The sequence below is a fragment of the Archangium gephyra genome (assembly GCF_049060025.1).
Classification (GTDB): domain Bacteria; phylum Myxococcota; class Myxococcia; order Myxococcales; family Myxococcaceae; genus Archangium; species Archangium gephyra_A.
Window position 1 is genome coordinate 7,162,817 of record NZ_JBMEQQ010000002.1, and the last position, 13,255, is coordinate 7,176,071.

Genomic DNA, 13,255 nt, shown 5'->3' on the forward strand with positions numbered 1-13,255 from the left:
CGCTCCTACTGGGCGAGGTCGTCCAGGACGTCGCGGAGGGTGGTGGCGTTCAGGGCCCGGTCGAACCAGCGGTCGAGGGTGGCGACGTCGGTGCAGCCGAGGATGCGCTGCCGGGTCACCTCATCGACCTGCACACCCCGCGCGGTGAGGATCCGCAGGATGTACTCGGCACGTGCTTGGGTCAGGCCCTTGGCCAGACCTTTCTCCAGGCCCTTCTGGATTCCCCGCTCGATCATCTCCTCGGCCCAGGTTCCCATCAGATCCTCCGCTCGCTGCTCATCCACCACCGAATGTAACACCTGCCGGGCCGCGGCATGGACGGCCGTGTCCTCGGTCCACTGCAGGTAACGGATGACGACCACCAGATGCTCGCCCCCCTCGGGGCCCGCCTGTACCTGCGCGAAGAGTGCCACCCAATCGGGCAGCTTCCGGGCCAGTTCCCCGGTGCGCCCGTAGCGCAGCACCAGCCACGCCAGCCGGGCCAGCGGTGGGCCGGGTCTCGCGCTCAGCGCCTCTTCCCGCTCGGCCGTCAGGTCATCGAGCAGGTACTCGAAGCGCGGCACCAGGGCTCGCCAGCGCTCCTGCTCCTCCACTGCCTCCGGCAAATCGAAGAGGTCCTCCACCCGGCGCGGCGCCGTCCAGGCTCCGTCCGGCCCGTGGTACATGACGAGCGGGACGATGAGTGGCAGCCGCGTGCTCTCCGGGTGCTCCTGGCGCCAGCGCTCGAGTTGGCGCACCACGTAGCGCAGCATCCTCAGCGCCATCCACCGGTCCACCGAGGACTGGTGTTCGAGCAGCAGATACAGCAGCAGCGGGTGTCCCGAGCGCAGGCGCGCGGTGAAGAGCAGGTCGCTCTCTGTCTCGCGCAGCTCCGGGTCCACGACGGAGACGGGCTCCCGCCGCAGGGATGACCAGTCCACCTCGGAGACGACGTGCGCGGGCAGCGCGGCGCGCAGCTCGGCGGCGGCACGCTCGGGGTGGCCGAAGGTATAGCGGGCGAAGAGGTCATGCAGTCCCGACATGGCGAGCCGCGCTCAAGCATGCGGCGGGCCAGGAGCTCGGAACGAGTCCCCGGAACGAGCCAGGCGTGCATCCGCTTCGACCAGGGCGTCTCGGTCTGCTCCGTGATCCACGGGAGGGACTGCTGCCAGCGCTCGCCCTGCCCCGAGGCCCAGATCTGCGAGACACGCGTCCGGCCGACGAAATCCGGCTCGGTCCGGATGCGGTGCGTGGCACGCCCTTAACCTGTCAACCCGCTCCCCCAGTGCGTCTCCGCGCCTGTTTCCGGGCCTTTGCGCACTCCAGGTGTGGGGACCTCCGGTTTTTTCCTACCCCCCCAGCAACCTTTTTTCGTCTCGCGCGAGAATAGGTCATCGCTGTTCTTCTTCCCCCCTTTCCGGAGTCCTCCGTGTCCGTCCACACCGTCCGTCGCGGCGACACCCTGTCGGCGCTCGCCAAGCAGTACAACACCACCGTCGACAAGCTGGCCCAGGCCAACAACATCCGGGACCCGAACCGCATCGCGGTCGGCCAGAAGCTGAAGCTCCCGGACAGCTTCAGCAGCGGCGCGCGCCCCTCGTCGGCGAAGAGCTACACCGTGCGCTCCGGTGACACCCTCGGGGAGATCGCCAAGCGCTTCGGCACCACCACGGGCGCCCTGGCCAAGGCCAACAACATCAGCAACCCCAACCGCATCTTCGCCGGCCAGAAGCTGAGCATCCCCGGTGGCGGTGACGGCTTCGACAAGCCCTCCAAGCCCGCTCCCTCCCAGCCCGCGCCCTCCCGGCCGGCTCCCTCCGCCCCCACCGGCGGCGGCTCCGCGGGCCCCGCGCGCGACAACGACGGCCGTCAGTTCCCCACCTCCGCCGATGGCACCCCCATCTTCAAGCAGGGCGATGCCCAGTGGGGCGGCCGCACCCTCGGCTCCAGCTCCTCGCTCTCCGCCGCCGGCTGCGCGATGACCTCCACCGCCATGGCCATCAGCAAGATCTCCGGCCAGGTCATCAACCCCGGTGAGCTCGACGCCCACCTCGACAGGACCGGTGGCTACTCCGGCAACGCCCTCATCTGGGGCCAGGCCGCGAAGATGGCCGGCCTGGGCGCCAGCAAGCCCGGCTGGAGCATGGACACCATCAACAAGCAGATCGACGCGGGCCGTCCCGTCGTCATCGGCGTGGACTACAAGGCCGGCTCCAACGGCGGCTCCAACGGCACCGACCACTGGGTCGCCGTCACCCACCGCAAGGGCGACACCTACTTCGCCAACGATCCCGCCACCGGCAAGGAGATCGCCCTCAAGCTGCAGGGCGGCAGGCTCGTGGGCGGCCCCAGCAACTACAAGAGCACCGGCGAGCTGGTGACCTTCACGGGCGGCAACCCCCGTCCGGGCACCGCTCCGGCCGGTGGTGGCAGCGCCCCCGCGCCCTCCCAGCCCTCCGCTGGCGGCTCCGTGAAGGGCCTGACCCTGCCCTCCGGTGACCTGGAGAAGGGCGCCCGCGGCGAGGGCGTGAAGCAGCTCCAGACCGCGCTGGTGAAGACGGGCCACCTGACCCAGGCCGAGATGAACACCGGCCCGGGCATCTTCGGCGCCAAGACCGAGGCGGCCCTCAAGAAGTTCCAGGCCGCCAACGGCGTGCCCAACACCGGCTACTACGGCCCGCTGACCCGCGCCGCCTTCGAGAAGCAGGGCGCCAAGGTGGGCGGCTCCGCCGGCCCCGGCCCCGTGACCGGCCCCTCCGAGCCCGGTGGCAAGGGCGGCGTGTCGCTCGCGCAGCTCAAGCAGATCATGCCCAACCTGTCGCAGGCCAAGGCCGAGGCGTACCTGCCTCACCTCAACAAGGCCATGGCCGAGGCCGGCATCAACACCCCCAAGCGCCAGGCCGCCTTCCTCGCGCAGCTCGCCCATGAGAGCGCCGAGTTCCGCTACATGGAGGAGATCGCCTCCGGCGCCGCCTACGAGGGCCGCCGCGACCTGGGCAACACGCAGCCGGGCGACGGCGTGCGCTTCAAGGGCCGCGGCCCCATCCAGCTCACCGGCCGCTCCAACTACCGCGCCGCCGGCAAGGCCCTGGGCATCGACCTGGAGAACAACCCCAAGCGCGCCGCGGACCCGGATGTGGGCTTCCGCACCGCCGCCTGGTACTGGAACAGCCGCAACCTGAACCAGTACGCGGACTCCGGTGACTTCAAGGAGCTCACCCGCCGCATCAACGGTGGCTACAACGGGCTCGCCGACCGCCAGAAGTACTACGCGCGCGCGCTCGACGTGCTCACCTGAGATAGCGCTTCACGTTTTCGGCACGGCCCCCCTTCCCCCCGGAAGGGGGCCCGATGACCGCGGCCAACCCCCCTCGGCCGCGGTCATTGTCTTTTCCGGGGTGTCTCGCTCAGGGCTCCGGCGGCGGCTCCTCGCGCGGATGCAGGCAGAAGGCGATGGCCCACGCCAGCACGCCGGAGATCGCCAGCACGAGCCGGTCCACGCCATACACCCAGAAGTCGCTCGCGGGCCCGCTCATGGCCAGCAGCAGCAACACCAGGCCCACCATGGCCTGCACGCCGGTGAGCAGCGTCTGCGCGAGCCGGGACTTCCTCCAGGCCAGGATGGCCGAGAGCACCGGCGGCGTGAGCAGCGCCAGTACGAGCAGCGGCAGGTAGCGCGCGGGGCCGGAGAAGACCTCGTCGCGGCCGAGGTTCAGGCCGTCATCGTGCAGGGCATCGACGTAGGAGAAGAACTCCTGGTGCAGCAGCAGCACCGGCACCAGGACGTTGACCCCGGTGAGCCCCAGTCCCACGAGGGCGCGGGCGGAGAAGACGGGCCCGGCGGCGCCGCGCGCCCGGGCGAGCATCTCGGGTGTGAGATCGAAGGCATACGGGTAGCCGAGCCGCAGCAGGGTCTCCAGCGCGGCGAGGCCCACCCGGCGGCCGTCGCTGCCGGTCAGCTCACACAGCCGCTCCTCCTCCAGCAGGTCCAACATCAGGTCCGCCCGCTCACGCGGGGACTCGCCCGGCAGATAGGGCGCCTCGAGCCCGGCCAGGAACGTGTCCACCTCGCCCGGCATCGCGCCCGACAGGCGCAGCAGCTCCAGCCGCTCGCGCACCGGCACCGGCTCGAGCACGGGCAGGGACGGGACGGGCTCGGCTCCCTCCTCGGAAGAGGCGGGCGGGGCTTCCTGGAGGCGTTGCATGGACGCCCCGAGCCTAATGCGAACCCGAGGCGGGTGGCACGCGGCCGATGCCCGGGACTTCCGGACGCAGGGCGGGCGGGCAACCGGTGGCGGAGGCACCGCCGGGAGCCCATGCGCACCGTGCGACTCAGAGGACCCTGAGACCCAGGACCCCTGACCCGGACGGAGCGAGGACCCCCATGGCGATGGAGCGAGCGCAGCGTTTCGTGGACGCATTGGCCCGGCTGGAGGAGAGCGGAGACGTGGAGCCCCTGCTGGAGCTCTTCAGTGACGACGCGCAGGTGAGCAACGTGGCCTCCCGGCGCACCTTCCATGGCCGGGACGGCGCCCGGGACTTCTGGCGCGAGTACAAGGGCATGTTGCGCCAGGTGAAGTCCACCTTCCGCAACATGATCGAAGCCGGAGACCGCGTGGCGCTCGAGTGGGAGTCCAGCGGCACCGCGCACAACGGCGCGGCGGTGGACTACGAGGGCGTCTCCATCATCGAGTGGGATGGGGATCGCATCTCGCGCTTCTACGCCTACTTCGATCCGCGCGTGCTGGGCCAGGAGCTGTCGCAGGGCACCGCGCAGCGCTCGGAGGCCCCGGCCACCGCGCCGGCCTGAGCGCCCCGGTTTCTCGACTCCCGGGAAGACGGAGTCCCACGCTCTTTTTTCCATGGCGGTGGAAGAGCGGGGCGTGGGCCCTTCCGTCATTGTTCGACATGTAACGCACCGCGACGTTGGCGCATACTGGGACGCGTTCCTTGCCTGCACAAGGGGAAGCGATGTCCCGCACCGCCGTCGTCCTGTTGGTCCTGCTGCTCGCCGCACCGGCCACGCGTGCCCACGCCGCCGGGAAGAAGTCCGCGCAGTCGACGCAGACCTCCAAGAAGTCCTCCAAGAAGTCCCAGCCGAAGACCGTCGCGGCCCAGCAGTCCGAGACTCCGGCGCAGCCGTCCGAGACTCCGGCGCAGCCGTCCGACGCTCCGGTGAAGCAGGCCGAGGAGCCGGGGATGGACATGGATTTCGATCTGCTTGAGCCCTCGGCGGCCGCGGAGACGCCGCAGCTCGTGGACCCCAAGCTGGAGAGGGCCATCGCCCAACGCCGCACCATGCTCACGCTCCACCAGGGGCTGGGGCTGGCCACGCTGACGACGCTGGCCGCCACGGTGGTGGTGGGACAGATGCACTTCCATGACCGCTACCGCGGTGGGGGCGACACCCGCCGCTTCGCTGCCTTGCACACGGGCCTGGTGATCGGCTCCTCCAGCCTGTTCGCCGGAACGGGCCTGCTCGGCCTGTTCGCGCCCACTCCTTTCAAGAAGGAGCTGCGCCTGGACACCATCACCCTGCACAAGGTGTTCGTCTCCCTGGCCACCGCCGGCATGCTCACGCAGGTGGTGCTCGGCCTGGTGACGAGCAGCCAGCAGCAGGAGGGCAAGCTGTCCCAGGTGGACTTCGCCACCGCGCACCAGGTGGTGGGTTATGCGACGCTGGGGGCCGTTGGCGCGGGCGCCCTGATGATCGTCTTCTGAATACGAATCAGGCATACGCGTTGAGACACCCGGAGGCTCTCATCATGAAAAACTCGACCCTGGCCTTGCTGGCCACGTTGTTCCTGTCCACGTCCGCGCTCGCGCAGGAGGCGGCTCCCGCCCCGCGCACGTACTCGGTGCGCTCCGCGGACAGCTCCCTCACCTACCGCCTCAAGCACGCGCTGCACGACGTGGTGGGCACGGCGCGCCCCACCGAGGGCAAGGCGCGGCTGCTCCCCGACGGCACCCTGCAGGTGGCCGTGCGCGCCAACGTGGCCGACTTCGACTCGGGCAACGCCAACCGCGACGCCCACATGAAGGAGGCCACCGAGGCCCCCAAGTTCCCCATCATCGAGTTCAAGGGCCTGGCCAGCGGCGTGAAGGTGCCCACCTCGTTCCCGTCGGAGCAGGCGGTGACGCTCAAGGGCCAGCTCACCTTCCACGGCGTGAAGCAGGCGGTGGAGGTGCCCATGAAGGTGGTGTTCACCTCGGACAAGGAGGTGTCCGCCACGGGCAACTTCCAGATCAGCCTGGATGCCTTCAAGGTGGAGCGCCCCTCGCTGATGATGAAGAAGGTGGACGACGCGCTCGACCTGGAGACGAAGTTCCAGCTTCAGGAGGCGAAGTGAGCACCAATCGCCGGGGTTTCCTGAAGGGCCTGGTGGGCGCGGGCGCCGGTGCGGCGGCCACGGGCCTGGCCGGGTGCGCGCCGGACATCGATCCCGCGCCGGTGGTGGACGCGAGCAAGGACACCACCGGGAAGGTGGTGTTGAAGGTGAGCCGCTACCCGGAGCTGGCGCGCGAGGGCGGCGCCGTCACCCTGCGCGTGGAAGGTGAGCGGCAGCACCTGCTCATCATGCACCCGCGGGGCACGCAGTACGCGGTGGTGTCCAACCTCTGCACGCACCGGGGCTGCCCGCTGGGTTTCCAGGACGGGGAGGCCATCTGCCCGTGCCACCTCTCGCGCTTCGCGATCGATGGGACGGCGACGCACCCACCCGCGACCGTGCCGCTGACCACGTTCTCCTCGAGCTACGACTCGGAGGCGGACGAGCTGACCATCGACTTCACGGCCGGCGAGGACGACTTCCCCGCCGTCGTGAATGGGACCATCTTCTTCCCCTTCGCGCAGTTCCCGCAGCTCCAGACGGCGGGCAACGTGGTGCAGGGGACTCCGACGGGCTACGGCAAGCTCATCTTCGTCTTCGCGCTCGAGGGCGGAGGGTACTCGGCGGTGGACTCCATCTGCCCCCACCAGGGGTGCGCCGTGGGCTACCAGGAGTCGTCGCGGCAACTGCTGTGTCCCTGCCACGCGGCGCGCTTCAGCAGGACGGGCGAGGTGATGCAGATGCCCAACACCGGTGACACCATCGGTCCGATCAAGACGTTCACGGTGACGAGCGATGCCACGGGTGTCACCGTGGCCATCGTGTAGCCCACTTCCCCTCTCCCCTCGGGAGAGGGACGGGGTGAGGGTGCCTGGAACAATCAGGTTGCTCCCTCGCCCCGCTCCACAGTGGGGAGCTCGGGTCCGGAAACCCTCACCCTCGCCCTCTCCCGGAGGGAGAGGGGAGAACCCTAGTAGAGGCGGCTCCAGAACGAGCGCCGGGCCGAGATGCGGTCCAGCGCCTCCTGCAGCTCCTCGTCGTAGTCGGCCCTCGTGGCGATGTCCGCCATCGAGATGATGCCCACCAGCCGGTCATCCCGCTCCACCACCGGGACGCGGCGCACCTGGCGGCGGCCCATCAACGCGATGATGCTGTGGATGTCCTCGTCCGGCGTCACCACCTCCACGTCATCCGTCATGATGTCCCGGGCGTGCATGTTGTCCGGCGGCCGTCCCTCGGCCAGCGTGCGGATGACCAGGTCCCGGTCCGTGATGAGGCCCCGCAGCCGTCCCTGCTTGTCCACCACCGGCACCACGCCGCAGTCCTCGTCCTTCATGATGCGCGCCACCTCGCGCAGGCTGCTGTCCTGCTGCGCGCTCTTCACGTTGCGCGTCATGATCTCCCGCGCATTCAGCGGCTCGCGCTTCCAGCGGCCCTGGCGGGGCGTCCCGGTGCGCGAGGCCCCCGTCTGGCCCATGCCCACCAGCCCCGAGTACCGCTCGCCCGTGCCCTCGCGCTGCTCCGCGCCGGGACGGTCCTCCTGGACGCGCTCCTCGCGCCAGCGCTGCCCGGGGCCACCCCGCATCTCCGGGCCTGTCGCCCGGCCCCGCACCTCGCGCCCGCCCCGGTCCTCGTACGGGGCGTTCCCGCTCGGATCATGCCCGGTGCCGGAGCGATCGAACGGGCGGTACTCGCGGTGCGGATGGTCGTCCTCCAGCGCGTGGTAGCGCTCCTGCTCGCCCAGCAGCGGCCCCGAGCCCATGCCCGCGGCGTCCTCGGCGTTCCGGTCATCCCGGCCATAGGGGCCATGGGGGACGCTGGCGGCGGTGCGCTCCGCACGCTCGACGGGACGGCCCCGGCCCCGGTGGAAGAAGCCGCGGCGCTGGGAGCCCCGCTCGAAGCGGGTGTCATCCTCGGGAGGGGGGGAGCCCTCCTCGGTGCGCGGCTGGGCCATGCGCAGTTGGGCGGCGCGGTGGAAGCGGCCCTCGCGCACCTCGGGCGGCTCGTCGCGCTCGGTGCTCCAGCCGGTGACATCGGACTCGGAGCGCTCACGCGAGCCCGGTGGGGCCTCCGCGGCGCGGCGCTCGCGCTCCGCGTGCGTACCATTCGGCGGCGAGCCGCGCGCCGGGGTGTCCCGGCCATCATCGGTGTGCCTCTGGGCCATGGGGATGCGTCCTCCTGTAGGTGTGTGCCGCCGGAGGCTCGGCACGCACCCGGCTTCCTCCAAGGGGCCCTCGGGGCACGGCGCGCCGGGCTGTCCGCCCCCGGGCATGCGGCCCCTCCCCGAGTGCCCGTCTCCGGACACCCGTGCTGTCCTGGAGGACAGGCTTCCCCTACGGCGTGGCGAGCGCCTCGCCCAGGCGCACGAGGCCGCCGAAGTCCTCCAGCTCGCCCCCGGCCTCGGGAGCGGCCACGGCCACGGCGCCCGCGGGCAGCTTCTCCGCGAGCCGCTCCAGCACGCCCCGGTGGGCCTCGGCGCGCGCCCGCTCCTGCTGGGCCAGGCCGATGAGCGCCTCCACCCCGTCGCGCGCGGCGCCCGCGTCCTCCACGTGCCGCAGCAGCTCCTCGGGGTTCGTCATCCCGTCCTCGCGCGCCCAGCTCCGGTTGAGCACGAAGCCCGCGAAGGGCAGCCCCCGCTCGCGCAGCATGTCCCGGAAGAAGGCCGCCTCCTGCAGCGAGGCCCCCTCCGGCGACGTCACCAGCAGGAAGGCCGCGTCCGGCGACGTCAGCCGCGAGCGCAGCCGGTCCGCCCTCAGCCGGATGCCCGCGAACAGCCCGCTGAAGGCCCCCATGAAGGACTTCATCTCCTGCGTGAAGCTCTCGCCGAAGATGCTCCCCAGCACGTTGCCCACCAGCTGCGACGTCTTGCGCCACAGCCTCCCTCCCCGGCCCTTCTCCTCGGGCAGGAAGATGGAGACGATCCGATCGTCCAGGAAACGCGCCAGCCGTCCCGGCGCCTCCAGGAAGTCCAACGCGTGGCGGCTCGGCGGCGTGTCCAGGACGATGAGCTCGTAGTGGCCCTCGTCCAGGAAGTTGTCCAGCGCCTCGGCCGCGGCGTACTCCTGCATGCCCGCCACCAGGTCCGACAGGAAGCGGTAGAGGCGGTTCTCCAGGATGGTGCGCGCCGCCTCGGGCGTGGGCGACAACCGCTTCACGAAGCGCTCGAAGACGACGCGGGGATCCAACATCCACACGTCCAGCCGGCCCGTACCGGGCTCCCGCCCCGCGTAGAGGCGCTCGGGGGGAATGGCGGTGGGCTCCGCGCCGCCCTCGGACAGGCCCATGGCCTCGGCGAGCCGCCGCGCCGGGTCGATGGTGAGCACCAGCACCTTGCGGCCCGCGCGCGCCGCCGCCACGCCCAGCGCCGCGGCCGTCGTCGTCTTGCCCACGCCGCCCGCGCCACACAGCACGAGGACACGTTTCTCCCGCAGCAGGGTCTGGAGGCTCTGGCTCATGAGGGGACTCCGGCGCGCGCGCCCTGGGGCGTGGCCGCGGGGTGGACGGTGGAACGGGTGAGGTACGTGGCGAGCCGCTCCACCAGCTCCGGCCCCGAGCCGGGCAGCTCGGGCACGGTGAGCAGCGGCGCCGGGAGGTTGCCCGCCAGCCGGGCCTGGGCCTCGCGGGCCCGGTCCAGCCGCTCCATCGCGCGCTGTCCCAGGTGCGGCCCGTGCTCGTCGAGCAGCCGCTTCACCGCGGCGCGCCCGTCCGGCGAGAAGGGGTTGTCCGGCATGCGGTTGAGCACGCCCGCGGCGATGGGGATGCGGTGGCGCTGGATGGCGGTGGCCAGCTCCAGCGTCTCACTCACGGGCAGGGGCTCGGGCAGGGTGGCGAGCAGGGCCCCGGTGAGGCGGGGGTCCCTCAGCAGCGCCAGTCCCTCGCGCACCGAGCGGCCGACCGGGCCCCCGGGCATGACGGACAGCAACGTGTCCGGCAGCGCGGCGATGGCCAGCGCATGGCCGGTGGCCGGCAGGTCCAGGATGCACAGCGGGTAGAGGGGGCTGCCATCCGGGCGCGTGCGGTGCACGAAGTGGAGCATCTGGTAGAGGACGCCCATCTCCCGGAGCGCGGGGGCGGCCTCGAGGAAGCGGCGCAGGGCGCGGGTGCGCATGGCGGCCTCGGCCATGACACGCAGCGGCAACACGTCCCGCAGGAAGAGGCGCTGGCCCTCGATGGCGGACAGGCGGACGAAGGACAGGCCCGGGGAGACGTCCTGGACCTGGGGGCCGGAGACGCGCGGGGCACCCACCAGCGCACCGAGGGTGGAGGGGCTGTCCTGCTCGTCGGAGCCCACCTCCACCTCGGCCAGCAGCACCCGCTTGCCCGCGGCCACCGCCGCGCGAGCCAGGGCCGCCGCGAGCGTCGTCTTGCCCACACCCCCCTTGCCCGAGACGAGCAGCGCCCTCCGTTCCCACAGTGCGTCGAGCAAGGCCGTCGCCCCTCCCAAGGTGTCGTGCAGGAAGCCAGTCATAACGACCGTTGCCCCTGACGACAAGGGAAGCCACCGGGTGGGAGTCACCCGGCGGTCAGCCCCGAGCGTCCGCTGGCCGTCACTGCACGGGCCAGCGGGCGGCGATCTCCTCGCACGCGCGCTGCACGTCGCACAGCCGGCGCACCCGCGCCTTGGGCGGGAGGAACTCCTTGCCGGCGAACACGTCCACCACGCGCACCAGCTTCGTGTCGATGGGGCCCAGCGCCGCCAGGTGCTGCTCGGCGAAGGCCTGCAGCAGCGTGGCGATGTACTGCCCGGAGCGCTCGTCCAGCGGGTGGTGTTTGGAGAAATACAGCTTCATCACCCCGACCTGGGTGTGGCCGTGCCGGTCCACCGACTGGAGCACCACCTGGGGAAAGACGCGGATGGCCACGCCGGCCATGTGCAGCACGGGCGGCTCGTGGCCCACCTCGCTGGCCACCACGCCCTGGAGGCCCAGACGCGGGTGCAGCTTGCGGTAGTGCTCGAGCGCCTCGATGCACAGCCGGGCGCGCTGCGTGTCGAAGTCGTCGGCGAAGACACCGGTGGCCAGCCGGTGCTGGTGCTGGCGGAGGATGGACTCGTCCTGGCCGCGGCACAGGAAGTCGGTGATGGCGTGGGCGGCCTCGGGGTAGCGCAGGTACTGCGGATCCGGCGGATGCTTCTGGGCCTCGATGAGCCGCTTGCGGAGCGCGGGCGTCGCCGTGAGGTAGCGGCCCAGCTTGTTCACCGAGACGTGAGGTGACTCCGGAAGTCCGTTCATGAAGTGCCTCCCTGATGCGTCGTGATGTGAAGACATTAACGGATGGGTCTGACATGTCCGGGGAGCGGGAGTGCGAGGGAAAAAGGCCGTCCCTTGCGAGGGAAAAGGCGCGTGGACATGGGTTGGGGAGGAGGTGCGGCGGGCACCTTTTCAGGGGGCGGGATGAACGAACCTTCCATGCGGACGCCCACCCCGCCGCCCGTGCTCCTGGAGGCCGGAGCGGCGGTCGGCGAGACGGCGCGGCAGCTCACGCGGCTGGGGCTGGGGGACCACGTGTGCCTCGTGTACGAGCGGCCCGAGGAGCAGGTGGTGGCGCTGGTGCCCTACGTGCGGCAGGGGCTCGAGCGGGGCGAGCGCTGCGTGTACGTGGTGGACGAGCACAGCGTGGACGACGTGGCCGCGGTGCTGGAGGCGCACGGGGTGGAGGTGGAGCGGGAGCGGGCGAGGGGAGCGCTCGTCTTCCTCACGCAGCGCGAGGTCTTCCTGCGGGGGGGGCGGTTCGAGCCGGAGGCGATGGTGGCCTACTTCCGGCGGGTGGAGCAGGAGTCGCTGGCGGCGGGCTTCACGGGGGTGTGCGCCACGGGAGAGATGAGCTGGGCGCTGGGAGCGGAGCCGAGCCGCCTGGAGCTCATCCGCTACGAGTCGCTGCTCAACCACTACCTGCCGGGCAGCCATGCGATGGCCAACTGCCAGTACAACCGGAAGCGCTTCCCGCCCGAGGTCATCCACGACGTGCTGCGCACGCACCCGCGCGTCATCCTCGGGGACGAGGTGCACGAGAATCTCTTCTACGAGACGCCGGAGATGTTGCTGGGGCAGGAGTCGGAAGCGGGGCGGGTGGAGTGGATGGTGCGGCAGCTCAAGCGGGTGAGGGCGGCCGAGCGCAAGCTGGTGCAGCTGGGAATCCGGCTGTCGGAGCAGGCGGTGGAGAACGGGAGGCTGTACGAGGAAGCGCGCGAGGCGGTGCGGGCGCGGGACGAGTTCCTCTCGGTGGCGTCGCACGAGCTGAAGACGCCGCTGACGCCGTTGAGGCTGAGGCTGCAGGGGCTGAGGCGGGAGGTGGAGGGAGGCGAGGAGGACCTGGTGCCGCGCGAGCGGGTGATGCGGGCGGCGCGGGGAGCGGAGCAGCAGTTGCGCAAGCTGGCGGTGTTGGTGGACGCGCTGCTGGACGTGTCGAGGCTGACGCAGGGGCGGCTGGCGCTGACGTGGGAGGAGTTGGATGTGACGGAGGTGGTGCGGGAGGTGGTGGAGCGTTTCGCGCAGCAGGCGGCGAAGGCGGGAAGCGCGGTGGAGGTGGTGGCGGAGAGGCCGGTGGTGGGGAGGTGGGATCGGCTGAGGCTGGAGCAGGTGGTGACGAACCTGCTGTCCAACGCGCTGAAGTACGGGGCGGGCCGGCCGGTGCACGTGGAGGTGGAGGGGGAGCCGGAGCGGGCGGTGCTGGTGGTGAGGGACGAGGGCATCGGCATCGAGCCGGAGCACCTGGAGCGCATCTTCGGCAAGTTCGAGCGGGCGGTGTCCGGGAGGCACTACGGAGGGCTGGGCCTGGGGCTCTACATCACGAGGCAGATCATCCAGGCACTGGAAGGCACCATCGAGGTGCGGAGCAAGCCGGGACAGGGCTCCACGTTCCGAGTGGTGTTGCCGCGCCGCACTCCCTCGCCCACCGGGAGAGGGTCGGGGTGAGGGTGTCCGTCACCCGGGCTGGCTCCGTGAGGC

General features: G+C 71.2%; 12 protein-coding genes. 6 read left to right on the forward strand and 6 right to left on the reverse strand.

Annotation, left to right across the window (positions count from 1 at the left end):
- Window positions 1-5: 5 nt before the first annotated feature.
- On the reverse strand, window positions 6-1,022 hold the full coding sequence (locus ACN28I_RS31225) for an Rpn family recombination-promoting nuclease/putative transposase (RefSeq protein ID WP_420945565.1): 1,017 nt from the start codon (window positions 1,020-1,022) through the stop codon (window positions 6-8).
- Window positions 1,023-1,408: 386 nt separating this feature from the next.
- On the opposite strand from ACN28I_RS31225, the gene ACN28I_RS31230 reads away from it, so the two are divergent.
- Entirely contained in the window at window positions 1,409-3,277 is a 1,869-nt protein-coding gene (locus tag ACN28I_RS31230; RefSeq protein ID WP_420945566.1) for a LysM peptidoglycan-binding domain-containing protein, read from the forward strand.
- 109 nt (window positions 3,278-3,386) lie between these two features.
- Here the strand turns inward: ACN28I_RS31230 and ACN28I_RS31235 are convergent, their stop codons facing one another.
- Window positions 3,387-4,184: a hypothetical protein gene (locus tag ACN28I_RS31235; protein ID WP_420945567.1), complete on the reverse strand. Its 798-nt coding sequence runs from the start codon at window positions 4,182-4,184 to the stop codon at window positions 3,387-3,389.
- A gap of 179 nt (window positions 4,185-4,363) precedes the next feature.
- On the opposite strand from ACN28I_RS31235, the gene ACN28I_RS31240 reads away from it, so the two are divergent.
- The 4 genes from ACN28I_RS31240 to ACN28I_RS31255 all read left to right on the forward strand — a co-directional run bounded on the left by ACN28I_RS31240 (window position 4,364) and on the right by ACN28I_RS31255 (window position 7,135).
- Window positions 4,364-4,789, forward strand: coding sequence for a nuclear transport factor 2 family protein (locus tag ACN28I_RS31240; RefSeq protein WP_420945568.1), 426 nt, complete (start codon window positions 4,364-4,366; stop codon window positions 4,787-4,789).
- 161 nt (window positions 4,790-4,950) lie between these two features.
- A complete protein-coding gene (locus ACN28I_RS31245) occupies window positions 4,951-5,700 on the forward strand; it encodes a hypothetical protein (protein ID WP_420945569.1) in 750 nt (249 codons plus the stop codon).
- A 44-nt stretch (window positions 5,701-5,744) separates the two neighbouring features.
- On the forward strand, window positions 5,745-6,329 hold the full coding sequence (locus ACN28I_RS31250) for a YceI family protein (RefSeq protein WP_420945570.1): 585 nt from the start codon (window positions 5,745-5,747) through the stop codon (window positions 6,327-6,329).
- Window positions 6,326-7,135 (forward strand): Rieske 2Fe-2S domain-containing protein, encoded by an 810-nt coding sequence (locus ACN28I_RS31255; protein ID WP_420945571.1) that lies wholly within the window; start codon window positions 6,326-6,328, stop codon window positions 7,133-7,135. Before ACN28I_RS31250 ends, ACN28I_RS31255 begins: the two co-directional genes overlap by 4 nt.
- Window positions 7,136-7,278: 143 nt before the next feature.
- Here ACN28I_RS31255 and ACN28I_RS31260 read toward each other — a convergent pair whose 3' ends face one another.
- From ACN28I_RS31260 to ACN28I_RS31275, 4 genes are all read right to left on the reverse strand, one after another.
- Entirely contained in the window at window positions 7,279-8,472 is a 1,194-nt protein-coding gene (locus tag ACN28I_RS31260; RefSeq protein ID WP_420945572.1) for a CBS domain-containing protein, read from the reverse strand.
- 169 nt (window positions 8,473-8,641) lie between these two features.
- Complete coding sequence (locus tag ACN28I_RS31265; protein ID WP_420945573.1) at window positions 8,642-9,763, reverse strand: ArsA family ATPase; 1,122 nt, start codon at window positions 9,761-9,763, stop codon at window positions 8,642-8,644.
- Complete coding sequence (locus tag ACN28I_RS31270; RefSeq protein WP_420945574.1) at window positions 9,760-10,734, reverse strand: ArsA-related P-loop ATPase; 975 nt, start codon at window positions 10,732-10,734, stop codon at window positions 9,760-9,762. Before ACN28I_RS31270 ends, ACN28I_RS31265 begins: the two co-directional genes overlap by 4 nt.
- Before the next feature lie 121 nt (window positions 10,735-10,855).
- Entirely contained in the window at window positions 10,856-11,539 is a 684-nt protein-coding gene (locus tag ACN28I_RS31275; protein ID WP_420945575.1) for a hypothetical protein, read from the reverse strand.
- 162 nt (window positions 11,540-11,701) lie between these two features.
- Between ACN28I_RS31275 and ACN28I_RS31280 the strand changes: the two genes are divergently transcribed.
- Window positions 11,702-13,222 (forward strand): MEDS domain-containing protein, encoded by a 1,521-nt coding sequence (locus tag ACN28I_RS31280; protein ID WP_420945576.1) that lies wholly within the window; start codon window positions 11,702-11,704, stop codon window positions 13,220-13,222.
- Window positions 13,223-13,255: the final 33 nt, after the last annotated feature.

Bases quoted from the DNA above. Each gene is read 5' to 3' on its own strand.
- ACN28I_RS31240 (WP_420945568.1), top strand. From the start codon at position 4,364: ATGGCGATGGAGCGAGCGCAGCGTTTCGTGGACGCATTGGCCCGGCTG.
- ACN28I_RS31235 (WP_420945567.1), bottom strand. From the start codon at position 4,184: ATGCAACGCCTCCAGGAAGCCCCGCCCGCCTCTTCCGAGGAGGGAGCC.
- ACN28I_RS31275 (WP_420945575.1), bottom strand. From the start codon at position 11,539: ATGAACGGACTTCCGGAGTCACCTCACGTCTCGGTGAACAAGCTGGGC.
- ACN28I_RS31225 (WP_420945565.1), bottom strand. From the start codon at position 1,022: ATGTCGGGACTGCATGACCTCTTCGCCCGCTATACCTTCGGCCACCCC.
- ACN28I_RS31265 (WP_420945573.1), bottom strand. From the start codon at position 9,763: ATGAGCCAGAGCCTCCAGACCCTGCTGCGGGAGAAACGTGTCCTCGTG.
- ACN28I_RS31250 (WP_420945570.1), top strand. From the start codon at position 5,745: ATGAAAAACTCGACCCTGGCCTTGCTGGCCACGTTGTTCCTGTCCACG.
- ACN28I_RS31245 (WP_420945569.1), top strand. From the start codon at position 4,951: ATGTCCCGCACCGCCGTCGTCCTGTTGGTCCTGCTGCTCGCCGCACCG.
- ACN28I_RS31280 (WP_420945576.1), top strand. From the start codon at position 11,702: ATGAACGAACCTTCCATGCGGACGCCCACCCCGCCGCCCGTGCTCCTG.
- ACN28I_RS31260 (WP_420945572.1), bottom strand. From the start codon at position 8,472: ATGGCCCAGAGGCACACCGATGATGGCCGGGACACCCCGGCGCGCGGC.